Annotated in this window: 19 protein-coding genes; 11 read left to right on the top strand and 8 right to left on the bottom strand. The window is 69.8% G+C overall.

Translation table 11 applies throughout. The annotated features are described in order from the left end of the window. Positions 1 to 61: 61 nt before the first annotated feature. The 5 genes from nucS to QE410_RS16080 form a co-directional block, all read right to left on the bottom strand. A complete protein-coding gene (gene nucS, locus QE410_RS16100; protein ID WP_307333861.1) occupies positions 62 to 760 on the bottom strand; it encodes an endonuclease NucS in 699 nt (232 codons plus the stop codon). A 104-nt stretch (positions 761 to 864) separates the two neighbouring features. Beyond that, the gene (locus QE410_RS16095) at positions 865 to 1350 is read right to left on the bottom strand and encodes a hypothetical protein (protein WP_307333860.1); all 486 of its coding nucleotides are present in this window, start codon (positions 1348 to 1350) and stop codon (positions 865 to 867) included. A 26-nt stretch (positions 1351 to 1376) separates the two neighbouring features. Then, positions 1377 to 3167: a hypothetical protein gene (locus QE410_RS16090; RefSeq protein WP_307333858.1), complete on the bottom strand. Its 1791-nt coding sequence runs from the start codon at positions 3165 to 3167 to the stop codon at positions 1377 to 1379. Between the two features lie 5 nt (positions 3168 to 3172). Further along, a complete protein-coding gene (locus tag QE410_RS16085) occupies positions 3173 to 3535 on the bottom strand; it encodes a hypothetical protein (protein WP_307333856.1) in 363 nt (120 codons plus the stop codon). A gap of 141 nt (positions 3536 to 3676) precedes the next feature. Beyond that, complete coding sequence (locus tag QE410_RS16080; protein ID WP_307333854.1) at positions 3677 to 4915, bottom strand: sugar MFS transporter; 1239 nt, start codon at positions 4913 to 4915, stop codon at positions 3677 to 3679. Between the two features lie 77 nt (positions 4916 to 4992). On the opposite strand from QE410_RS16080, the gene QE410_RS16075 reads away from it, so the two are divergent. The 7 genes from QE410_RS16075 (at position 4993) to mnhG (ending at position 12427) form a co-directional block, all read left to right on the top strand. Continuing rightward, positions 4993 to 6036, top strand: coding sequence for a LacI family DNA-binding transcriptional regulator (locus QE410_RS16075; protein ID WP_307333852.1), 1044 nt, complete (start codon positions 4993 to 4995; stop codon positions 6034 to 6036). A gap of 96 nt (positions 6037 to 6132) precedes the next feature. Beyond that, positions 6133 to 9060, top strand: a complete 2928-nt coding sequence (locus QE410_RS16070) for a Na+/H+ antiporter subunit A (RefSeq protein ID WP_307333850.1) — start codon at positions 6133 to 6135, stop codon at positions 9058 to 9060. Continuing rightward, entirely contained in the window at positions 9057 to 9626 is a 570-nt protein-coding gene (locus tag QE410_RS16065; RefSeq protein WP_307333848.1) for a Na(+)/H(+) antiporter subunit C, read from the top strand. Before QE410_RS16070 ends, QE410_RS16065 begins: the two co-directional genes overlap by 4 nt. Beyond that, positions 9623 to 11179: a Na+/H+ antiporter subunit D gene (locus QE410_RS16060; protein ID WP_307333846.1), complete on the top strand. Its 1557-nt coding sequence runs from the start codon at positions 9623 to 9625 to the stop codon at positions 11177 to 11179. Before QE410_RS16065 ends, QE410_RS16060 begins: the two co-directional genes overlap by 4 nt. Further along, on the top strand, positions 11176 to 11784 hold the full coding sequence (locus tag QE410_RS16055; RefSeq protein WP_307333844.1) for a Na+/H+ antiporter subunit E: 609 nt from the start codon (positions 11176 to 11178) through the stop codon (positions 11782 to 11784). Before QE410_RS16060 ends, QE410_RS16055 begins: the two co-directional genes overlap by 4 nt. Beyond that, positions 11781 to 12050 (top strand): monovalent cation/H+ antiporter complex subunit F, encoded by a 270-nt coding sequence (locus tag QE410_RS16050; RefSeq protein WP_154924201.1) that lies wholly within the window; start codon positions 11781 to 11783, stop codon positions 12048 to 12050. The genes QE410_RS16055 and QE410_RS16050 overlap by 4 nt, the downstream gene beginning before the upstream one ends. Beyond that, the gene (gene mnhG / locus QE410_RS16045) at positions 12047 to 12427 is read left to right on the top strand and encodes a monovalent cation/H(+) antiporter subunit G (RefSeq protein ID WP_307333841.1); all 381 of its coding nucleotides are present in this window, start codon (positions 12047 to 12049) and stop codon (positions 12425 to 12427) included. The genes QE410_RS16050 and mnhG overlap by 4 nt, the downstream gene beginning before the upstream one ends. Before the next feature lie 33 nt (positions 12428 to 12460). Here the strand turns inward: mnhG and QE410_RS16040 are convergent, their stop codons facing one another. The 3 genes from QE410_RS16040 to QE410_RS16030 all read right to left on the bottom strand — a co-directional run bounded on the left by QE410_RS16040 (position 12461) and on the right by QE410_RS16030 (position 15804). Next, positions 12461 to 13003: an SRPBCC family protein gene (locus QE410_RS16040; protein ID WP_307333839.1), complete on the bottom strand. Its 543-nt coding sequence runs from the start codon at positions 13001 to 13003 to the stop codon at positions 12461 to 12463. 604 nt (positions 13004 to 13607) lie between these two features. Then, on the bottom strand, positions 13608 to 14315 hold the full coding sequence (locus QE410_RS16035; RefSeq protein ID WP_307333837.1) for an ABC transporter ATP-binding protein: 708 nt from the start codon (positions 14313 to 14315) through the stop codon (positions 13608 to 13610). A 25-nt stretch (positions 14316 to 14340) separates the two neighbouring features. After that, positions 14341 to 15804: an ABC transporter permease gene (locus QE410_RS16030; RefSeq protein WP_307333835.1), complete on the bottom strand. Its 1464-nt coding sequence runs from the start codon at positions 15802 to 15804 to the stop codon at positions 14341 to 14343. 122 nt (positions 15805 to 15926) lie between these two features. On the opposite strand from QE410_RS16030, the gene QE410_RS16025 reads away from it, so the two are divergent. From QE410_RS16025 to QE410_RS16010, 4 genes are all read left to right on the top strand, one after another. Next, positions 15927 to 16661 (top strand): response regulator transcription factor, encoded by a 735-nt coding sequence (locus QE410_RS16025; RefSeq protein ID WP_307333833.1) that lies wholly within the window; start codon positions 15927 to 15929, stop codon positions 16659 to 16661. Then, on the top strand, positions 16658 to 18097 hold the full coding sequence (locus QE410_RS16020; RefSeq protein ID WP_307333832.1) for a cell wall metabolism sensor histidine kinase WalK: 1440 nt from the start codon (positions 16658 to 16660) through the stop codon (positions 18095 to 18097). The genes QE410_RS16025 and QE410_RS16020 overlap by 4 nt, the downstream gene beginning before the upstream one ends. A gap of 336 nt (positions 18098 to 18433) precedes the next feature. Further along, on the top strand, positions 18434 to 19699 hold the full coding sequence (locus tag QE410_RS16015; RefSeq protein WP_307333830.1) for a DUF3500 domain-containing protein: 1266 nt from the start codon (positions 18434 to 18436) through the stop codon (positions 19697 to 19699). Between the two features lie 226 nt (positions 19700 to 19925). Next, positions 19926 to 21317, top strand: coding sequence for a glycosyltransferase (locus tag QE410_RS16010; RefSeq protein WP_307333828.1), 1392 nt, complete (start codon positions 19926 to 19928; stop codon positions 21315 to 21317). Positions 21318 to 21328 lie beyond the last annotated feature (11 nt).

Here is a 21328-nt window from a genome sequence, read left to right as displayed (position 1 = left end):
GCAGCATCCTTACCGGAAGTCACCCGCTGACCGGGATGTCCCAGAGCCGAGCATGTATCGATCAGAACAGGCGGGGAGCGCCGGATTGCACGCCCTTCATCTCGTCGTAGTCGAGCGTGAGGCAGCGGATGCCGCGGTCGGTGGCCAGCACGCGCGCCTGCGGCTTGATCTCCTGCGCGGCGTAGACGCCGGTGACCGGGGCGAGCAGGGGGTCGCGGTTGAGCAGCTCGAGGTAGCGCGTCAGCTGCTCGACGCCGTCGATGTCTCCGCGGCGCTTGACTTCGATCGCGACGGTGCCCGTGCCGTCGTCGTTGCGCAGCAGCAGGTCGACCGGACCGATGGCGGTGGGGTACTCGCGGCGTACGAGCGTGAGGTTCTCGCCCACGACGGAGACCTGCTCCGCGAGCAGGCGCTGGAGATCGGCCTCGACGCCGTCTTTGATGAGACCGGGGTCGACGCCCAGGTCGTGCGCGGTGTCGTGGATGATCTCGTGGATGCGCACCAGCAGCGCGTCACCCGTCTTCGCGTGCGTGACGCGCCAGCGCTCGATCACGCCGTCTTCGACGTCGACCTCGTCGGGCTGCTCGAGGGTGAGCGAGCACGGCGGGCTCATCCAGTTCAGGGGCTTGTACGAGCCGCCGTCGGAGTGCACCAACAGGCTGCCGTCACCTTTGTGCACGAGCAAGCGGGTGGCGAGGGGCAGATGCGCGTTGAGGCGGCCGGTGTAGTCGACGGAGCAACGGGCGATGACGAGACGCACCGACCCATTGTCCCAGGAGTCGCGGCGGGTCGGTGCCGTTGCCCGGAGTGCTCGAATCGGCCGGGGTCAACGAGCAGGTCGAGTCACGATGCGCGGTCGGACTGTCAATACGAGCCGCCCGGCGACAACCCCTCCGGCAGTTCGAAGCATGGAGAAAAGGATGCAATGCGGACGCCGGCACGGTCCGGGTCTTCGGAAACCAAATACCCCGCGCTGTCCGGCCCGACGATGTGGGCTCTTGGTTCGCCGTCCGAAGTCTGCTCGACGGCTGCGACGAATGAATCCCTCCCGTCGTAGGCGGCGACGATCTCGGACGTCAGTGCTTCCGCATCGACGCGCTTGCCCGGCGCGATGCGAACCGTCGTCGCGCCCGTCCACTGGTATGCCCCCTCGGCATGGCACCGCAGCAGGACGCCGGAGGGGCGCTGGTCCACAGACGCCACGATATCCGGGGGGATGAAAGCCGCGAGCTCCGTCTCGATGCTCTGTGCAATTGCCTTCGCTTCTTCAACCGTGAGGGACTGGTTCACATCGGATCCTTCGTCATGGGTGCCGCAGCCCGTCAGCGTCAGGGCGAGGACGGCTGCCATCAGGAGTGTGGCGAGAGGCGGGCGGGTCATTTGCGAACCTCGCGATAGATGTCTTCGAGCGCGGATTGGTTCTCCGCGTCTTGGCTTGCGATCAGGTTGTGATTCTCGAGCGGGCGAGTCGTCAGGGGGATGGAGGGGGGAGGTTGGGCCGAGAAGACGGTGGCATCCGAGCCGATTCCAGAAGGCAGATAGAGCGGGAAGTCGCCTTCTCGGCTGTAGAGGTGCGAGGAGAAAGACGAATCTCGAGTGGGGATGTGTCCGTCCCATACGACACCAGTTCCCTGCGCGATTGAGAGCGCGTCGGTGTAACCCCAGTGGAAGTACCGAGTGTCGGCGTTGGGCGTCCACCCTGACGGCATCCCCGCTCCGGCCAGTGAGTGCACCTGCGAGTATCTCGCACCGGCTACCTCGGAGGAAGTGACCGCCGCGAGTCCCCACGAGTGACCCATGGCGTCCTGCTGGGCGGATGCGGCCTGGGGTGACGCGCAGAGAAGCTCGCGCTGAAAATCGGCTATGAGACGGCCTGATGCCCGTGCGGCCGGCTCGTCGTTCGCTTCGAGAATGCGCCCCAGGTTCGCCTGACCGCCGTCCGCATCTTCACCGGGGAACGGCCCCTCTTTCCAGACGAACGTGGTCACTCGAGAATCGTTGGTCTGCAGCCAGCGCCCCACCTGCTGCACCTCGTCACCGTAGAAACTGTGCACGCTCGTGAACGTGCCGGGTACGTAGGTGATCACGTCGGTCGTCGTGTCGTCGAGGGTTCCGATCATCTCGATGATGCTGTGCGAGTCGGGCTCGTACAGGTAGAGCTGGACATCGCCGTCGGCGGCGCGCTGGAGGTAGTCGCGTTGCTTACGGAGGCGTTCGAGCGTGGCCTTACGCTCGGCGGCGGCGGCAGCCATCTCGCCGCCTCGACCGGCCTCATCGAGTCGCCGGATCTCGGCATCGATCACGGGAAGGCGCATCTTCGCGTTCACCGCGTTCGCGGCGACGCGGCTCGCCGGGGGGACACCGCCCAGCGAACCTATGACCAGCGATGCGCCGAACACCAGAGCGTCGAGCGCCCGAGGGTTCGTGGTCAGCCGTTGGGTCCACCACGTGCTGACCGCCGCGGCATCCGGTGCGTTCTCCAGGAACAGACGGCGCCAATCATCGTGCAGCGCGAGCAGCGCGCGAGCGTCGTCAGCGGTTCCGGCGCTGAGCTTCTCGAGGATCGCGAAACCGACGTCGTCCGCCACCGCGTCGTACTCCGCCGCCCATGCGGAGATGGATGGCGTGGGCGTATCCACGGACTCTGTGGGCGGCAGGAGCAGATCGGGCCGACCGATGGAGGCCAGGTCGCCGCGCGCTTCTTCGATCGCGGTGTCGCGCAGCGTGCGCACCGCGAGGCATTCGCTGAGAAGCGTCTGATTGCGGATGAACTGCCCGGGTCCCCACGTGTCGCCGGTGTTCCCCCACTCAGGGACGTCTGAGGACGCCCGGAACCGGCGGACGGCGTCGCGGAAGGTGTCGATCTCGTCGCGCAGGGACTTCTCTTGCTCACGGGCCAGCGCGAGGTGGTCGGCGAGCTGAGCCATGATCGTCGCGACACGCTTCATGGTTGCGGCGAAATCATCGACCGCTCGGGGCACGACGGACATGCGGGAGAGCAATTCCCCGACCTCGGGAGCCTGGTAATGCAGATGGAGCGTGCTCCATCTCGTCGTCAGGCGCTCGGACGAGTCGGAGACGGAGTCGGCGTACCGATGGAGGGAGGCCGCGACCGACGAGAGCGCAACGGGGTCGATCGCCACCGCGGGAACGTCGGAGGGAGACACGAGCGTCACCGCACCACCGCCCCATATCGACTTGCGCCTGGTGCACCCGGGGCGGTCGCCGCGGCATCGGCCTGTGAGGTGGACGTGGCCATGTCATCGTCAGCCTGCACGTACGCGAGAGCGACACGACCGGCCGCCGTCACGACAGCGCCGCCGTGCTGAACCGCGCCCGGGCCATTCTGCGAACGGTCTGCGGTCGCGCTGCGCAGCGCGGAACCGAGGCCTCTTTCGACGGCGACGAGATCTGCCAAACGGTCGAGGTCGGAGCCAGCCCCGGTCACCGCTTCACCGAGAACCTCGAGTTCCGTCGCCACGCCGTCTGTGGTCGAGATGAACCCCGCCACGTCGATCGAGTACTGCCCGCCCATACACGCAACGATAAGCACGGACGCGGGGTCAACGAGGGGTTGCGCAGCGATCTGTGGATGATCCACCGCTCTCGAGGCTGTCGATCACGGGATGCGGGAAGGCGTCTCGATGCGCCGTGCCGGTTCCGGCGTGGGCCGAATTCACTCGCGCCGCGCGGGCTCCTTGGTGGCTTCGGTCACCGCGAGGGGCTTGGCGGCACCCGAGAAGAGACCGGATGCCACGATCAGCCCGACCACGATCAGCAGCGTCTCGAGCAGGCCGATGTGGTCGCCGATCCAGCCGAGGATCGGCGGGCCGCAGAGGAACGCCACGTAGCCGATGGTGGCCGCGGCGGCCACGCGCGAGGCGGCCTTCGCGGGGTCGTCGGCAGCCGCCGACATGCCGATCGGGAAGCCGAGCGAGGCGCCGAGGCCCCATAGCGCCGCGCCGATGAAGACGAGCGGACCGAAGGGGGCGAGGATGAACAGCAGCAGGCCGGCAGCCGCCGTGCCGGCGAGCACGCGCAGCACGAGCACGCGCCCGAACCGGTCGACGACAGGACCGCCGACGATGCGACCCGCGGTCATGGCGACGGAGAACACCGCGAGCACGGCGGGGCCCGCCTCTTCGGGAGCACCGTGCCCGTAGACGACGGCCGAGGGCAGCCAGTCGTTGGCACTGCCCTCGGCGAAGGCCATGCCCAGCATGATCACGCCGAGCGTGTACGTACGCGGCTCGCGCCACGCCTGCAGCGAGACGGCGAGGCGTTCGCGCCAGTGCGCGCGCTCTTCGGCAGCGGGGGCGTCCATCGCCACCTCGGCGCGTGGCACGTTCGCCACCGACACGAAGGCGACGACGACGATCACGATGCCCATGGCGACGCAGTGCGCGATGACCGGGATGCCCATGCTGACGGCGAGGAAGCCGAGACCGGCCCCGATGACGGTGCCGAAGCTGAAGAACGCATGCAGCAGTGGCATGATCGTGCGACCGGTGGCCTTCTCGAGCGCGGCGCCTTCGACGTTCATCATCACGTCGACGGTGCCGTTGCCGAAGCCGAACAGGGCCAGACCCACGAGCGCGACGCCGAAGAGCTGCAGGGAGTCGGCGCCGAGGCCGATGATGGCCAAGCCGATCCCCACGAGGACGAGTGCGGCGAGCATGCCCGCGCGCGCCCCGATGCGGGCCATGACGGCCGGTGCGATGGACAGACCGATGATGGATGCCACTCCCATGCCCAGCAGCAGCAGCCCGACGCCGGAGTTCTCGATGCCGAGGGACTCGCGGATGGCGGGCACGCGGGAGGCCCAGGTCGAAATGCTGAGGCCGCTCGCGAGGAAGATCGCGCAGATGGCGACGTGCCAGCGGACGAGCTGGGACCGGGTCAGCGTGGTGTGCATGGTCACACTGTACCGAATCGATTCGACCCTGATCGAATCGATTCGGCATCCACGCTCCCCGCGGGTAGCATCACCCCGTGAGTTCCCGTCGCGCGACCATCAGCGACGTCGCCCGTGAGGCCGGCGTCTCGCCGTCGACAGCATCGGTGGTGTTCAGTGGCAAGACGCCCACTTCCGAGGCGACCCGTGCGCGCGTGCTCGCCGCAGCCGAGGCCCTCGGCTACACCGGACCCGACCCGCGCGCGGCGTCACTGCGCCGGGGGCGCTCCGGCATCGTCGGCGTCGTCTTCGACCAGCATCTGGGCACGGCCTTCCTCGACCCGGTCACGACGCACATGATGGACGGTCTCGCCGACGGCGTCTCACGGCTCGGTGCGGCTCTGTTGCTGCTGCGCGACGACGGCGTCACCGTGAGCGAACCCTCGCTGCACACGGCGCCCATCGACGCCGCCGTGCTCATCGGCTGCAGCCCGCGCATGCGGGACTCGCTCGCGGTCGTGCGTGGTCGCGGCATCCCGGTCGTCGTCGTCGAGGGCGACGCGGGCGAGGACATCCCGCGCGTGCTGCTCGACAACGTCGACGCCCAGCGCGCCGCCGCGAGCCATCTCGCAGCCCTCGGGCACCGCGACGTCGTCGTCGTCACGCTTCCCATCGACGCCGAGCGGCGGCGCGGCTGGATCGCCGACGACGCCGTCATCGGCGTCGACGTCACCGCCGACCGGTTGCGGGGAGCCAGAGCGGTGTTCCCCGACGCTCCCGCGCTCGCCGCGGCGACCAGCTCGATCGACGAGGGTGCGATCGCCGGGCGCACGATCTTCGCCGAGCGTCGACCCACCGCCGTCATCGCCCAGAGCGACCTGCTGGCCGCCGGCGTCATCCGCGCGGCCGAGGAGGCGGGGCTGCGGGTGCCGCACGACGTCAGCGTCACCGGTTTCGACGGAGTCGTGGTCGACGGCCTGGCCCCTCACGTGCTCACGACGCTCGTGCAGCCGGCCACCGCCAAGGGTCGGGCGGCGGGCGAGGCGGTCGCAGCGATGCTCGAGGATGCCACGCCCTCCGGCCTCGACCTCGAGTGCTCGTTCCGCGAGGGGACGACCACGGCGCCGCCGCGTACCACATGAGATTCGTCGTCACGAAGGCTCTCATGCGCCGCATAGAATAGGTCCGACACCCCGAGAGCCCGGGCATCCGCCCGTCGACCCCGAGGAGGCCCGCGCATGTTGATGTTCCTCGGCGCGTTCGCGGCCCTTCCCATCCTTCTGCCGTGGCTGGTCTCCCGCATCGGCGCCAGGGCGTTCTACGTCGCCGCGGTGCTTCCGGCGCTGGCCTTCGCCCACGCCGTCGTGCTCGCCCCTGCCGTGTTCTCGGATGACATTCCTTTCGAGGAATACCGCTGGATCCCGGCGATCGGCGTCTCGCTGTCGATGCGCATGGACGTGCTCGGCTGGCTGCTGACGCTCGTCGTCACGGGTGTCGGTGCGCTCGTCATGCTGTACTGCCGCTGGTACTTCCGGGGCAAGACCCAAGGCGTGGGTCAGTTCTCGGCCGTACTGCTGGCATTCGCCGGAGCGATGTACGGGCTCGTGCTCACCGACGACGTCGTCGTTCTGATCATGCTGTGGGAAGTCACGAGCGTGCTGTCGTACCTGCTGATCGGGTACTACCACGCCCGCTCGGCCAGCCGTCGCGCGGCGCTCCAGGCGCTGCTCGTCACCACCCTCGGCGGACTGGTCATGCTGATCGGCGTCGTGCTCATCGTCGTGCAGGCCGGCACCTCGAGCCTCTCGGCGATCCTGGCGGCCCCGCCCACCGGCACCGTCGTCGACATCGCCGTGCTGCTGCTGCTCGTCGGCGCGCTCAGCAAGTCGGCGATCTTCCCGTTCCACTTCTGGCTCCCCGGCGCCATGGCGGCGCCGACCCCCGTCAGCGCCTATCTGCACGCCGCGGCCATGGTCAAGGCCGGCATCTACCTCATCGCGCGACTCGCCCCGGGCTTCGCCGAGACGCCGTTCTGGCGTCCGACCCTCATCGCCCTCGGTGTGTTCACGATGCTGCTCGGCGGGTTCCAGGCGCTGCGCGAACGCGACCTCAAGCGCATCCTCGCCTTCGGCACCGTCAGCCAGCTCGGCTTCCTGACGGTCATGCTCGGCTACGGAACGCGGGATGCCGCTCTCGCCGGCGTCGCCCTGCTGCTCAGTCACGCGCTGTTCAAGTCGTGCCTGTTCCTCGTCGTCGGCGTCATCGACCGCCAGCTCAACACGCGCGACATCGGCCAGCTCTCGGGCCTCGGGCGTCAGGCTCCCGTGATGGCCACGGCATCCGTCATCGCGATCGCCTCGATGGCCGGCGTCATCCCGACCCTGGGCTTCGTCGCGAAAGAGACCGCACTCACCGCGCTCCTGCACGAAGCCGAGGCCGGCGTCGGGTGGGGGATCGTCGCGCTGGTGGGTGTCGTGCTCGGCTCCGCTCTCACGGCGGCGTACGGCATCCGGTTCCTGTGGGGTGCGTACGCGACGAAGCGCGGCGTCGAGACCACCGACTGGCCCGACCCGCCGATCGGCTTCCTCTCGGCTCCAGTGCTGCTCGCGGCCGCCTCGCTCGCGCTCGGATTCCTCTCGCCGATCGTCGACCACTGGCTCGCCCCCTACGCCGACGGTCTGCCCGAGGCGACCCCCGGTGTGCCCGCGCCCGACTACCCGTACCACCTGGCGCTCTGGCACGGCCTCGAGCCCGCGCTGTTCATCTCGCTGGGCACTCTCGCCCTCGGCGCCGGGGTGTTCTGGGTGGTGCGCAAGACGCAACTGCACAAGCGCCGTCGTCTGCTGCCGTTCACCGCGAACGACGCGTACAACCTCTCGCTGCGGTCGATCGACCATTCGTCGGAGTGGATCACCGCGCGCTTCCAGCGAGGCTCGCTGCCGTTCTACGTCGGCACGATCTTCGTGGTGCTCGTCGTCGCCGAAGGCACGGCGCTGCTGGCGTCGTCGGAGTGGCGCGCGCAGCTCGACGCGTGGCAGTCGCCGGCGCAGCTGATCTCGGCACCGATCATGATCGCGGCCGGCATTCTCGCCGTGCGGGCGCGCAAGCGTTACACCGGCGTCGCGCTCGTGTCGGTGACCGGCCTCGGCATGGTCGTGCTGTTCGCCACGAGCGGCGCCCCCGACCTGGCACTGACCCAGGTGCTCATCGAGACCGTGACCCTCGTGGTGTTCGCCCTGGTGCTACGGCGCCTGCCCGCCCGTATGGGCGAGCAGAACGAGTCGGTCGCGCCTCTCGCGCGCGCCGTCCTGGGCGCCGGAGTCGGCCTGACCATGGCCCTCGTCGCCATCGTCGCCACCGGTGCGCGCCAAGACGCCCCCATCTCGCTCGAGTGGCCCCCGCTGGCGTACGAGATCGGCCACGGCAAGAACGTCGTCAACGTCGCGCTCGTCGACCTGCGCGGGTGGGACACCATGGGTGAGCTGTCGGTGCTCGTGCTCGCCGCGACGGGCGTGGCATCGCTCGTGTTCATCACCGACCGCAGCGACAACCTCTCGCGCCGTTCGGGCACCGCCCGCAGCGTCGTCGGCCTCGGTCGCCGCCGTCCGCTGGTCGAGACCGACGAGGGCGTCCGCGCCCAGCGCGTCGGCGAGACCGGCGCCCCGCGTGCGTGGCTCGTGTCGGGTGCGAAGGTGCAGCCCGAGAACCGGTCGATCCTGCTCGAGATCGTCATCCGCGTGCTTTTCCACACGATCATGATCGTGTCGCTCTACCTGCTGTTCGCCGGCCACAACCTGCCCGGCGGGGGCTTCGCGGGCGGCCTCGTCGCCGGCATGGGCCTGGTGATGCGCTACATCGCCGGCGGGCGCTGGGAGCTCGGCGCCGCCGCCCCCACCGATGCCGGCCGGCTGCTCGGCGCGGGTATGGCGATCGCGGTGCTCTGCGCCCTCGCACCGATGCTCTTCGGCTTCGCGCCCCTGCAGAGCTTCACCTTCGAGGGTGAGCTGCCGCTCATAGGGCACTGGGAGTTCGTGACCAGCACCATCTTCGACATCGGCGTCTACCTGGTGGTGATCGGCCTCGTGCTCGACGTTCTGCGCAGCCTGGGTGCCGAGGTCGACCGCCAGTCGCACCTGCCCGAAGACGCGGAGGTGGTGCCCTCATGAGCATCTCCCTCGTACTGATCATCGTGATGGCCGTGCTGTTCGCGTGCGGTGTCTACGCCATGCTGGAGCGCAGCCTCACCCGTGTGCTGATCGGCTTCCTGCTGCTCGGCAATGCGGCCAACCTCCTGCTGCTCGTCGTGATGGGTGCGCCCGGGCGCGCGCCGTTCTACGACGGGGGCGAGACGGATGCCGCCGACATGTCGGACGCACTGCCGCAGGCCCTGACCCTCACCGCGATCGTCATCACCTTCGGCATCTCGGCGTTCCTGCTGGCCCTGATCTACCGCTCCTGGCAGTTGGGCCAGGCCGACACCGTCGTCGACGACGCCGACGACGTGGCGCTGCGCACGCGGACGGCCGTTGAGGTCGAAGACGCGATGGACGAGGAGTCGCGCTCCGACGACGACGACGTCACCACCGACTTCGTCGGCGACGTCGCGAACCCGATCCGCGTGCTCCACCAGGGCGACCTGTCGTCGCTGGTCGACGACGCTCCGGTCGACCGCGTGGCCGTGCGCCGCGACGGTGACCGCCCCCGCGACCCCGAGGACGGTGATCGCCCGTGAGCGCCCTGGTTCCCCTGCTCGTCGGCATCCCCCTCATCGGCGCCGCGATCAACCTCGTGTTCGGTCGCCGCAAGAAGGTGCAGGTCTTCGTGTCGGTCGCCTCCCTGGCGGCCGTGCTCGTGCTCGGCGCGATCCTGCTCGTCACGGTCGACACGAGTGGTCCGATCGCGGTGGCGATCGCCGCGTGGGACATCCCCTACGGCATCGTGCTCTACGTCGACGTGCTCGCGGCGCTGCTGGTGGTCGTGACCAGCATCGTGCTGCTCGCGGTCCTGCTCTTCTCGATCGGCCAGGGTGCCGCCGACAACGACGAAGATACCCCGGTCTCGATCTTCTATCCGGCCTACCTGATCCTCGGCGCGGGCATCTTCAACGCCTTCATCGCCGGCGACCTGTTCAACCTCTACGTCGGCTTCGAGATCCTGCTGGTCGCCTCCTACGTGCTGATCACCCTGGGCGGCACCGAGTCACGCATCCGCACCGGCGTCGTCTACATCGTCGTGTCGCTGGTGTCGTCGATCCTCTTCCTCGCGGCGATCGCGATGGTCTACGGCGCCCTCGGCACGGTGAACATGGTGCAGATCAACGAGCGCATGGCCCTGCTGCCGCAGGACACGCAGACGATCCTGCACATCATGCTGCTGCTCGCCTTCGCGATCAAAGCGGCGGTGTTCCCGCTGTCGTTCTGGCTGCCCGACTCCTATCCGACCGCCCCCGCTCCCGTGACGGCCGTGTTCGCGGGTCTGCTCACCAAGGTCGGCGTCTACGCGATCATCCGCACCGAGACGCAGTTGTTCGACAACAACGACCTCAACTTCCTGCTGATGATGATCGCGCTGGCGACGATGATCGTCGGCATCCTGGGCGCGGTCGCGCAGGCCGAGCTCAAGCGCATCCTGTCGTTCACCCTCGTGAGCCACATCGGCTACATGATCTTCGGCTTGGCGATCAACACCCCGCTCGCCATCGGCGCGACGATCTACTACATCGTCCACCACATCATCGTGCAGACGACCCTGTTCCTCGCGGTCGGCCTCATCGAGCGCCGCGCGGGCAGCACCTCGATCCTCAAGGTGAAGGGGCTCATGCGCGGGGCGCCCGTGCTGGCGGTGCTGTACTTCCTTCCGGCCATCAACCTCGGAGGGCTCCCGCCGTTCTCGGGTTTCATCGGCAAGTACGCCCTCTTCGACGCCGGTGCGCAGGTGGGCACGCCCGTGATGATGGTGCTCATCGTCGGCGGCATCGTGACCTCGATCCTCACGCTGTACGCCCTCATGCGCGCCTGGAACCTCTCGTTCTGGCGCGAAGACGAGGACTCCGCCGAGACCTCCGAACGCATCGCGTACCTCGGCAACGCCCCCGCCGCGGCGATCTCGACCGAGCGGCGCACGATTCCGAAGATCATGACCGTCGCCACGGCGGGCATGGTCGTGGTGACCCTGTCGCTCACCGTCTTCGCCGGGCCGTTGCTCGACGTCTGCCTGCGCGCCGGCGAGCGGGTGGCCGAGGGCGTCTCGCTCGTGCAACTGCAGGAACAGGCGGGCCAGCGATGAGTCCCTCCCGTCGGTCGCAGATCACCCTGTTCCTTCACCAGCTCCCTCTGCTGGTGTGGCTCGTCGCCCTGTGGATGCTGCTGTGGGGTCAGTTCACCTGGCTCGCCGTCGTGACGGGCCTCGTCATGGCGATCTTCGTCACGCGCGTGTTCCGCCTGCCGCCCGTGGAGCTGTCGGGGCGCATCAACCTCTGGTACGGCCTCGTCTTCGTCGTCACCTTCCTCGGCGCGGTCGTCAAGGGCTCGCTGATCGTGGCCTGGCAGGTGCTCGACCTGCGTCGCCAACCGGGCGCGGCGATCATCGCGGTGCCGCTGCGCGTCGATGACGACGTGATCATGGCGCACACCGCCGTCACGGCATCCCTCATCCCCGGTTCGCTCATCGTCGACGTCGACCGCGAGAACCGCACGCTGTTCCTGCACACCATCGGGGTGCGCAGTGACGAAGACGCCGAGCACCAGCGCCGCGTCGTGCTGCGATGGGAGGCGCGCATCACGCGCGCCGTCGGGTCGAAGGAAGAGCTGCAAGAGCTGCGCGCCCGCATCGCCGACAGCTCGGCGCATCACGCCGACCCGACCGCTCGAGGGCGGAGGGCCTCGCCATGACCACCGTTCTCGTCGCCGTGATCCTCGTCGTCTTCGCCGCCGCCGCGGTGCTCGCGCTGATCCGCCTGGTCATCGGACCGTCGATCCTCGACCGCGCCGTCGCCGCCGACGTGCTGCTGACCGAGGTCGTCTGCATCCTCGGGGCCGACATGGTGATCAACCAGCACACGCGCTCCCTGCCCGCGATGCTGGTGATCGCCGCCATCGGCGTGTTCGGCTCGATAGCCGTCGCCCGCTTCGTCGCCCGGAAGGAGAACCCGCGATGACGATCGAGGCCGTTCTCGACGCCGTGGCGCTCGTGCTCGTGCTCATCGGCGCGGTGCTGTGTCTGACCGCGACCATCGGGCTGCTGCGCTGGCGCGATGTACCCACGCGGCTGCACGCGGCGACCAAGCCGCAGGTGCTGGGCGTGCTGCTGATCGTCATCGCCGTCGAGCTGTCGCTGCGGTCATGGGAGGCGCTGGCCTTCGGCATCCCGATCGTGCTCATCCAGTTCGCGACCGCGCCGCTCGCCGCCCACATGGTCGGGCGTGCCGCCTACCGCAACCGCACGACGGATGAGGCGAACCTCTACGTCGACGAGCTGCGCCACAGCACGGAGCAGCCCGGGTCGACGGGGAGCGAGACGCGTCCCGAGCGGTGACCTCTCACCGGCCCGACCGGGCGGTTTCGAGCGTCAGACGTCGGACTCGCGCACATCGGCGCGAGCCTGCGGTGACGCCGTGCCTTCGCGCGGATCGGGCGTCTCGGTGCGGTGATCGAGCTCGCGAGCCTCTCGCTCTTCGCGGCGGCCCTCGGCGAGGAACGCCAGGCGATTCAAGCACTCGTGGTTGCGCAGGACGAGCAGGGGCCTCCACAGCAGCCCGGGCAGAAGCGCGGCGGCGCCCGACACCGGCTCCTCGACGATCGTCACCGCCGTACCCAACGGGTGCGGGTATGCGTCGATGCGGATGACCCCCCGACCGAGGATGCCGGCCTGCGGCCGTAGGCGCAGACGACGCGGGGGATCCCACTCGACGATCTCGGTCTCGTCGTGGATCATGACGGGCCAGACGCCGAGGGAGTGATGGATCCGCGTGCCTTCGCGCGGCCACTCCGGGTCGACGTCGCGCATGCGCGCCGCCCCGACCACCCACACCGGGTACAGCCAGCCGTCGGACAGCACCGCGAAGAGGTCGTCGGGCATGCAGCGCATCAGTCGCGTGTTGCGGGCGGCCATGGCATCCCCTCGGTCGGCGTAATTCGACTGTAGAGCGCGGATGCCGTGGGCCCGTCGGGTCTTGACGCGAGGGGCGGAGGGGCTTGACGCGTGGGGCGGTGGGGCTGGGCGCTGCTCGGCCCCTCGCTTGGCTCGGCGCGAGGTGGGTTCGGCGGGCGGGGGACGTGACGAGCGGAGGGGATGGGCGGAAGGGAGGGCGGGATGCCGGGGGTCTGTCCTCCCTTGGCCCTTGGTCCTCCGCTGGTCGCGGGGTGGGTTCGGCCGGTTTGGGGCGGCGGGCGTGATGAGCGGAGGGGATGGGGGGAAGGGAGGGCGGGATGCCGGGGGTTTGTCCTCCCTTGGTCCTTGGTCCTCCGCTGGTCGCGGGGTGGGTTCGGCCGGTTTGGGGCGGCGGGCGTGATGAGCGGAGGGGATGGGGGGAAGGGAGGGCGGGATGCCGGGGGTTTGTCCTCCCTTGGCCCCTAGCCCTCCGCTCGTCACGAGGTGGGTTCGGCGGGCGGGCGGCGTGATGAGCGGAGGGGATGGGGGGATGGGAGGACCGGATGCCGGGGGTTCATCCTCCCTTGGCCCCAAGCCCTCCGCTCGTCACGAGAGCGCCGGAGCGTCAGCCGCGGGTGATGTCGGCGACCACGCCCTTCGCCAGGCGCAGGCGCCGACGGGCACGGCGGGCCACCGCCGAATCGTGCGTGACCACGACCAGCGTGAGTCCCTCGGCGTTCAGCTGCCCGAGCACGTCGAGGATCTCGTCGCGCATGCGCTCGTCGAGGTTTCCGGTCGGCTCGTCGGCGAGCAACACCCGCGGTTGCTTCGCGACGGCGCGCGCGATTGCGACGCGCTGCTGCTGGCCGCCCGACAGCTCGCCGGGCCGGTGGTCGGCGCGGTCGTCGAGGCCGACCCGCGCGAGCGACTCGGTCACCCGCCGACGACGCTCGGCCCGGTCGAGACCGAGCGGCTCGAGGCCCATGTCGACGTTCTCGGCGGCGGTCAGAGTGGGGATGAGGTTGAAGCCCTGGAAGACGAAGCCGATCTGCTCGGCCCGCACGCGTGACAGATCGGCGTTCGAGGCCGCGGCGATGTCGACGTCGCCGAGCATGACCGACCCGCTCGTGGGGCGGTCGAGGGCGCCGAGCATCTGCAGCAGCGTCGACTTGCCGCCGCCGGTCGGTCCCTGGACGGTGACGAAGTCGCCCGCGGCGATGTCGAGGTCGATGCCGGCCAGGGCCTGCACCATGCGCTCGCGCTGGCGGTAGGTGCGGGTCACGCCCTGCAGACGGTAGGCGGTGGTGGTGAGGGTGGGGGCGGTGAGAGTCATGATGTCTCCTTCGAAGGGGTGCCGGTCAGGCGACGGAGCGGAGGGCGGCGGCGGGGCTGAGGCGGGCGGCGCGCCATCCTCCGAAGGCGCCGGAGAGCACACCGCCGAGGACGGCGATGCCGACCGCGGCCACCACGACCACGGGGGTGACGGGCGCGCTGAGCACGATCTCGGTGGCCTGAGACGCCGCTTGGCCGAAGCCGCCGGGGCCGCCCTGCCCGAAACCGCCGGGTCCTCCACCCTGACCACCGGGGCCGGCCGAGGTCGCCGACGACACCGAGATGGTGGGCGAGATCACGTTGACCAGCAGGATGCCGCCGAGCCCCAGGATCAACCCCGCGACACCGCCGAGCAGACCCTGCGCGAGCGACTCGCCCGCCACCTGACGCACGATGCGGCCGTTCGACCAGCCGATGGCCTTGAGGGTGCCGAATTCCCGCGTGCGGCGGGCGACGCCGGAGATCGTGAAGAGGACGGCGAGGGCCAGAGCGACCAGCAGGACCACGATCGACAGCCAGGTGCCCAGGTTGGAGATCATCGACGACGCGCTCGACAGCGACCCCGAGACGGTCGCGGCGAGCTCCGACTGCGAGCTGACGGTGGCGTCGGGCAGCGCGGCGGTGATCTCGCTCTGCACCGCGTCGATGGCATCCGCCGACGTCGCCTGCACGTACACGGTCGAGACGACATCGCCGACACCGGCGAGCGTCTGCGCGACGTCGAGCGGCAGGTACACATTCGCGGCGGTGTCGGCCTCGGCCGAGGCGGAGGCGACGATGCCGACGATCTGCAGGGCCGTGCCGGCCACGTCGAGCGTTCCGCCGACGGCGAGTTGCGCGCTCGCGGCGTACGTGGCGTCGACGACGGCGACGTTCGCGCCGGTGTCGGACGCGTCGAGGGCGCGGCCCTCGGTCACCGTGACGGAGGAGAGGGGACCGACGGATGCCGCGGGGTCGATGCCCAGCACGCTGAACGAGTCGATGCCGAAGGCGCTGCCGCCGTCGCCGTCGGGACCGCCGCCCGCGGGGGGCTCACCCATCTGCGGGACCTGGCCCTGACCGGCACTGCGGTCGGGCAACTGCCCGGAGAACGTGGTGTTGGTCAGCGACAGTGCGCCGGTGGCGGCCGAGACGCCGTCGAGTCCGCTCACGGTCGACACCGTCGAGGCGTCGAGCGTGCCGCGTCGCATGTCGGTCATCAGCCGCGACTGGCTGAGGGTCGTGGTGCCGTCGCTGGTCGCTCCGTCATCGGCGCCGAAATCGAAGCGCGGCCCGCCGCCCTGACCGGGCTCGGTCTGCGCGCCGGTCACGGTGAGGTCGGTGCCGACGCCGTAGACCGACGACAGCGCCTGCGACTGCGCGTCGCGCACACCCGCCGAGAGGGCGTTGACGACGATGACGAGGGCGATGGCGATCGCGAGGCCGACCGCAACGATCACGGTCTGTTTCGTGCGGCCGGCGAGTTCGCGCCGCAGGTAGGTGCCGTACATACTTCTCCTTCCGGACGCGGGGTGCGGCCGTCTGAGGAGACGGTAGGAACGGCACCCTCACCGCTCCCTCACGGTTCCTATGAAGCACGTATGTCGCGTGACGCGGGCGGCGGGGAGCGTGCATGCTGGCTCTCGTGACCTCCCGCCCCGCCCCGCTCACCCGCCCCGACGGCTCACCGATCCGCGCGGTCGTCGTCGACGACGAGGCGAACCTCAGCGACCTGCTGCGCATGGCACTGCAGAACGAAGGATGGGAGGCCCGGACCGCCGCGAACGGTCAGGAGGCGCTGAACGTCATCCGCGAGTTCGCACCCGACCTGCTCGTGCTCGACATCATGATGCCCGGGCTCGACGGGATGGAGCTGTTGACCCGCATCCGTGCGGCCGGCAACGACGCGCCGGTGCTGTTCCTGACGGCGAAGGATGCCGTGGAGGATCGCATCGCGGGCATCTCCGCGGGGGCCGACGACTACGTCACCAAGCCTTTCAATCTCGAGGAGGTCATCGTGCGATTGCGCGGCATGGCCCGCCGACACGTCGCAGCGGTCGCTGACGCCGATCCGCGGCTGCGTGTCGGCGACTTGTCGCTCGACGAGGAGTCGTACGAGGTCGAGCGCGGCGGCATCCCGATCAAACTGACCGCCAAGGAGTTCGAGCTGCTGCGCTACCTGATGCAGAACCCCCGCCGCGTGCTGAGCAAGGCGCAGATCCTCGATCAGGTGTGGAGCTACGACTTCGGTGGCAACGGCAGCGTCGTCGAGATCTACATCTCGTACCTTCGCAAGAAGATCGACACGCTCGGCGAGCCCCTGATCCACACGGTGCGCGGGGTCGGCTACACGATCAAGGCGTCATGACGCGCGCCCGCTGGACGCTGCGGCGCACGCTGGTCGTCGGCACGAGTGTGCTGGTCGCCCTGGCCTTCGTCGCGATGAGTCTGGCGACGATCGTGGCGCTGCGGTCCTTCACCCTCGACCGTCTCGACCAGCAGGTGAGCGAGGGATTGTCGTTCGCGGTCGATCGCGACGGCTTCGCGCCACCCGCCGGGGGCTCGCGCCCGGCGGGGGCGGATGACGACCGACCGGCGCAACGCATCGGGACCCTGCAAGCGGTGATCGGCGGCGACGGCACCGTCGAGCGCGCGGGCTACACGCGGGCCGACGGAACCCCGGTCGCGCTCAGCGACGAGCAGATCGCGACTCTGCGCGCGGTATCCACCGACCGTACGCCCACCACGGTCGATCTCGGCGGCGATCTCGGCGCCTTCCGCGTGGCTGCGGCCGTCGACGACGGGACCACCGTCGTCGTCGGCGGCTCGCAGTCCGACGTCACCGCCACCACCTCGGCGTTGACGGTCATCCTCGTCGCCGTGTCGGCCGTGACGTTGCTGATCGCGGTGCTGGGCCTGTCGCTCTTCGTGCGACGCAGCCTGCGCCCGCTCGACCGGGTGGCGGGGGTCGCGCAGCGCGTGGCGACCCTCTCGCTCAGCGCGGGCAGCGTGGACATCCCCGACCGGGTCGGACCCGCCGACACCGACCCCGCGACCGAGGTGGGCCGGGTGGGCTCGTCGCTGAACGACCTGCTCGGACACGTGCAGTCCTCCCTCGCCGCGCGGCACCAGAGCGAGGAGCAACTGCGGCGCTTCATCGCGGATGCCAGTCACGAGCTGCGGACGCCGCTGGCGAGCATCCGCGGCTACGCGCAGCTCTCCCTCGGCGAAGATGCGCCGATGACGCCCACCCAGGCCCGCTCGTTCGACCGGATCGAGTCGGAGGCGCAGCGCATGGCATCCCTCGTCGACGACCTGCTGCTGCTGGCACGGTTGGATGCCGGTCAGCCGCTGCGCCGCGACGAGGTCGAGCTGACGCTGCTCGCCGTCGACGCCGTGAGCGACGCGCAGGCGGCGGATGCGACGCACGAGTGGCGCCTCGATGTCACCGACGACCTCATCTCGGTGACCGGTGACGAGAACCGGCTGCGGCAGGTCGTGGCGAACCTGCTGCGAAACGCGCAGACGCACACCCCGGCAGGGACGACGGTGACGCTGTCGCTCGCGCGCGAGGGGAGCGAGGCGGTGCTGCGCGTGGCCGACACCGGCCCCGGCATCGACCCGGGTGTCGCCGACCGGCTCTTCGACCGCTTCGTCCGCGCCGACGACGCGCGCAACCGGGATGCCGGGAGCACCGGCCTCGGACTCTCGATCGCGCAGGCGATCACCGAGGCGCACCACGGCACGATCGCGGTCGAGAGCGAGCCGGGGCGGACGGTGTTCGAGGTGCGACTGCCGGCGTGACGGGGGAGGCCGCGGCCTCGGGTGAGCGGCTGAAGTCGTCGGACCCGGATGCTCCCGGTCCCTTCGACGGGCTCAGGGACCTCTGGTGGGCTGGGGGACTTTCAAGAGGCTGGGGGACCTTCGAGCGGCTCCACGCGTCGTGCGGCTCCCCGTCCCTTCGACAAGCTCAGGGGCCTGCAAACCTCAGACGGTCTCGTGCGGAGGTGGCTGAGACTGTCGAAGCCACCGGGCCGCACGGCCGCCGACACTCGATGGATGAAAGCGTCTCCTGCGCTCATAGGAACGCCCAAGGTTCGATGAGGGGCGCGTTTGGGCGACGCCGCCACCATCATGGACATGCACACGAACTACCTCTCACGCTTTCGCCGCCCCGCCGCTGATTCCTCCGTCCGTCGCGCTCGCCCCCTCACCACGCTGGCCGCAGGCGTGGCCCTGATGTCGATCGTTCTCACGGGATGCGCGACGACGGTCGAGGCCACGAGCACCGCGACCCCGACGACCTCGGTCTCCGCCTCGGCGTCCGCCGCCACCACGACGACGACCACCGATAGCGACGGCACGTCGGCCACCACGACGGCGGAGACGATCGCCGACACCACCGCCGCGGCCGAGGCGTTTCTCGCGACCCTCAGCGATGAGCAGCGCGACGCGGTGCTGTACGCCTATGACGACGAGACGAAGACCACCTCGTGGTCGAACTTCCCGATCACGTTCGTCGAGCGTGCGGGCCTGAACCTCGCCGACCTCACCGAGGAGCAGAAGACCGCCGCGCTGAAGGTGCTCGAGTCGCTGCTCAGCGACGAGGCGTACGAGACCGTCAGCAACATCATGGCCGGCGACTCGTATCTGTCGGAGTACTCCAGCTCCACCGACGCCGACGTGCTGGGGCAGTACTACATCGCCTTCTTCGGCGACCCCTCCGACACCACCGCGTTCGAGGTGCAGTTCGGCGGGCACCACCTCGGCATCAACGCCACCCTCGACGGCTCCACGGATGCCATCACCTTCGCCCCCACCCACCTCGGTATGCAGCCGGCCGACTTCACCGACGACTCCGGCACCGAGATCCAGTCGTTCCAGTACATCTACAGTGACGCCTTCGCGTTCTTCGACAGCCTCACCGCCGAGCAGCAGGCCACCCTCACCTCGGGCGATGTCACCATGTGCGCCCCCGGCGACACCTGCGACTACCCCACAGGGTCGGGTCTGACCGGCGCCGACCTCACCGACGAGCAGAAGCAGCTGCTGCTGAACCTCATCGCCAACTGGGCCGGCATGGCAGACGCGCAGACCACCGCCGACGCCCTCGCGAAGATCGAAGCCACCCTCGACACGACCGTCATCGCCTGGTCGGGCGAAACGGTCTACGACATGACCACCGGCAACGGCATCAACTTCTCCATCTCCGGACCCAACGTCTACATCGCCTTCCAAGCCCAGCAGGGCTCCGCCGGCGCCGACGTCGACGGCGTCACCACCTCCGGCTGGGGACACGTGCACACCATCTACCGCGACCCCACCAGCGACTACGCCAACAGCGTCACCCAGCAAGCCGCCTACGGCATGGGCGGCGGCCCCGGCGGCGCAGCCCCCGGCGCCTGACCGCCTCACCGAACGGACGGCCGGCTCTCACCCGAGGAGACGGCCGTTCCCCGTTCGACAGGAACGCCCTGCCGGTGGGAACGGCGGGGCGGCCAGTTCTCCCCCCGCCCCGAACGCCGTCTAGTCGAGGCGCCCCCAGCACGAAAGCCGCCCGTGAGCAATGCCCTGGGCAGCGCGCCGAGACGCGCCTAGTGTGCGGCCACCTGTGCCCCCCAGAGGACCCCCCATGTCTGTGCCCCCCGACGCTGACTTCGTCGTGCTCACCAGCCGTCTGGCCCCCGACCGTGACGGCGGGTACGCCGTGGCGGTCGCCGCCCGTCTCCGCCTTCTCCGTTCGATCGGAGTCGCGCGTCCCCTGCTGCTGACGTTCGACGTCGCCGCTGACGACGGCCACGCCGAGGTGTCACGGGACGATGCGCGCGCGGGGTACGACACGCGCAACCTCTTCGCGGAGCTCCGCGACGACTCGTCGTGGCTCTACGAGCAGGCGCGGGAGGGCCGGCCCGACCCTGACGCCGCGTACCGAGTGATCCGAGACGCCGAGGGACGCGAGGTCGTCTCGCTTCCCGTGATCAGCGGCGACCCCGGTTGGTATCTGACGACAGCGCCCGTCGTCGTGCCGGGAGAGCAGGGTCCTCGAACGGTTGCCGGATTCAGCGAGCTGTGGCGGGCGTGGCTGACCCGTGTGGTGGCGCAATTGCGTTCGCGCGCCGGCGACGAGCAGCGATGCGTCGTTTTCATCTGCGAGTCGAAGCAGCTCGGCGAGGTGATCGCCGACTGGGCGGATCCGAACCTGCGCATCGTCCACACCGTCCACAACTCGCATCTCGCGCCGCCGTACGAGCCCGGGTCGGCCGTGCGCGATGACGGGTGGCGCAGATGGCTCGCGCTGCTCGACCGCTTCGATGCCGTGATCTGGCCCACCGCATCGCAGATGAGCGACGTGGCCGCGCGCTTCGGCGGGCACGAGGGTTTCACCGCCCTGCCCACGCCGATCCTGCCCGCGCCGGTCCCGCCGACGCCGACTGCCGATCCCGACCTCGGTCGTCTGAGGCGAGGAGCGCGGGAGGTGCTGATGGTGAACCGGCTCGTCGCGCAGAAGCGCGTGGACGCCGCGATCTCGGCGTGGCCGCGGGTGCTCGAGGGCGTACCCGACGCGCAGCTGCACGTCTACGGCGACGGCCCGCTGCGCGACGTGCTGCATACCCTCGTCGAGGAGCGCGGTCTGACCGAGAGCGTCCACCTTCACGGATTCTCCGACCACGTCCGGGATGCCATGCGCACCTCCGCGGTCTTCCTCTCCACGAGCGCGTTCGAAGGGCAGAACCTCGCCATCGGCGAGGCGTTGACGAGCGGCCTGCCCGTCGTCGCGTTCGACGTGCGGTACGGCCCCCGGGAGTACGTGGGTACGGGGGGAGTCCTCATCCCGCGGGACGACGTCGAGGGGGTCGCGGCCGCCCTGACGGAGCTTCTCACCGACGACGCCCTGCGGAGCGAGGTGGCCGGACGTGCCCGCGAGGAAGCCCGGCGGCTCAGCCCCGAAAAGGTGGGTTCGGAGTTCGCGCGTGTTCTCGGCCAAGTGGTCGCCCGCCCGGCGCGGCCGCGGGCCGCGGCCTGAGCCGAGGGGCC

This window comes from Microbacterium sp. SORGH_AS_1204 (assembly GCF_030818935.1).
Lineage (GTDB): Bacteria > Actinomycetota > Actinomycetes > Actinomycetales > Microbacteriaceae > Microbacterium.
The sequence above is the reverse complement of the archived record's forward strand: the minus strand, read 5'-3'. Positions and strand labels throughout refer to the sequence as shown.

Excerpts from the sequence above, each read along its gene's own strand:
- QE410_RS16050 (WP_154924201.1), top strand. The coding sequence starts at position 11,781 with ATGACCACCGTTCTCGTCGCCGTGATCCTCGTCGTCTTCGCCGCCGCC.
- QE410_RS16065 (WP_307333848.1), top strand. The coding sequence starts at position 9,057 with ATGAGCATCTCCCTCGTACTGATCATCGTGATGGCCGTGCTGTTCGCG.
- QE410_RS16030 (WP_307333835.1), bottom strand. The coding sequence starts at position 15,804 with ATGTACGGCACCTACCTGCGGCGCGAACTCGCCGGCCGCACGAAACAG.
- QE410_RS16085 (WP_307333856.1), bottom strand. The coding sequence starts at position 3,535 with ATGGGCGGGCAGTACTCGATCGACGTGGCGGGGTTCATCTCGACCACA.
- QE410_RS16035 (WP_307333837.1), bottom strand. The coding sequence starts at position 14,315 with ATGACTCTCACCGCCCCCACCCTCACCACCACCGCCTACCGTCTGCAG.
- QE410_RS16010 (WP_307333828.1), top strand. The coding sequence starts at position 19,926 with ATGTCTGTGCCCCCCGACGCTGACTTCGTCGTGCTCACCAGCCGTCTG.
- QE410_RS16020 (WP_307333832.1), top strand. The coding sequence starts at position 16,658 with ATGACGCGCGCCCGCTGGACGCTGCGGCGCACGCTGGTCGTCGGCACG.
- QE410_RS16040 (WP_307333839.1), bottom strand. The coding sequence starts at position 13,003 with ATGGCCGCCCGCAACACGCGACTGATGCGCTGCATGCCCGACGACCTC.
- QE410_RS16025 (WP_307333833.1), top strand. The coding sequence starts at position 15,927 with ATGCTGGCTCTCGTGACCTCCCGCCCCGCCCCGCTCACCCGCCCCGAC.
- QE410_RS16080 (WP_307333854.1), bottom strand. The coding sequence starts at position 4,915 with ATGCACACCACGCTGACCCGGTCCCAGCTCGTCCGCTGGCACGTCGCC.
- mnhG (WP_307333841.1), top strand. The coding sequence starts at position 12,047 with ATGACGATCGAGGCCGTTCTCGACGCCGTGGCGCTCGTGCTCGTGCTC.
- QE410_RS16015 (WP_307333830.1), top strand. The coding sequence starts at position 18,434 with ATGCACACGAACTACCTCTCACGCTTTCGCCGCCCCGCCGCTGATTCC.
- QE410_RS16095 (WP_307333860.1), bottom strand. The coding sequence starts at position 1,350 with ATGGCAGCCGTCCTCGCCCTGACGCTGACGGGCTGCGGCACCCATGAC.
- QE410_RS16055 (WP_307333844.1), top strand. The coding sequence starts at position 11,176 with ATGAGTCCCTCCCGTCGGTCGCAGATCACCCTGTTCCTTCACCAGCTC.
- QE410_RS16070 (WP_307333850.1), top strand. The coding sequence starts at position 6,133 with ATGTTGATGTTCCTCGGCGCGTTCGCGGCCCTTCCCATCCTTCTGCCG.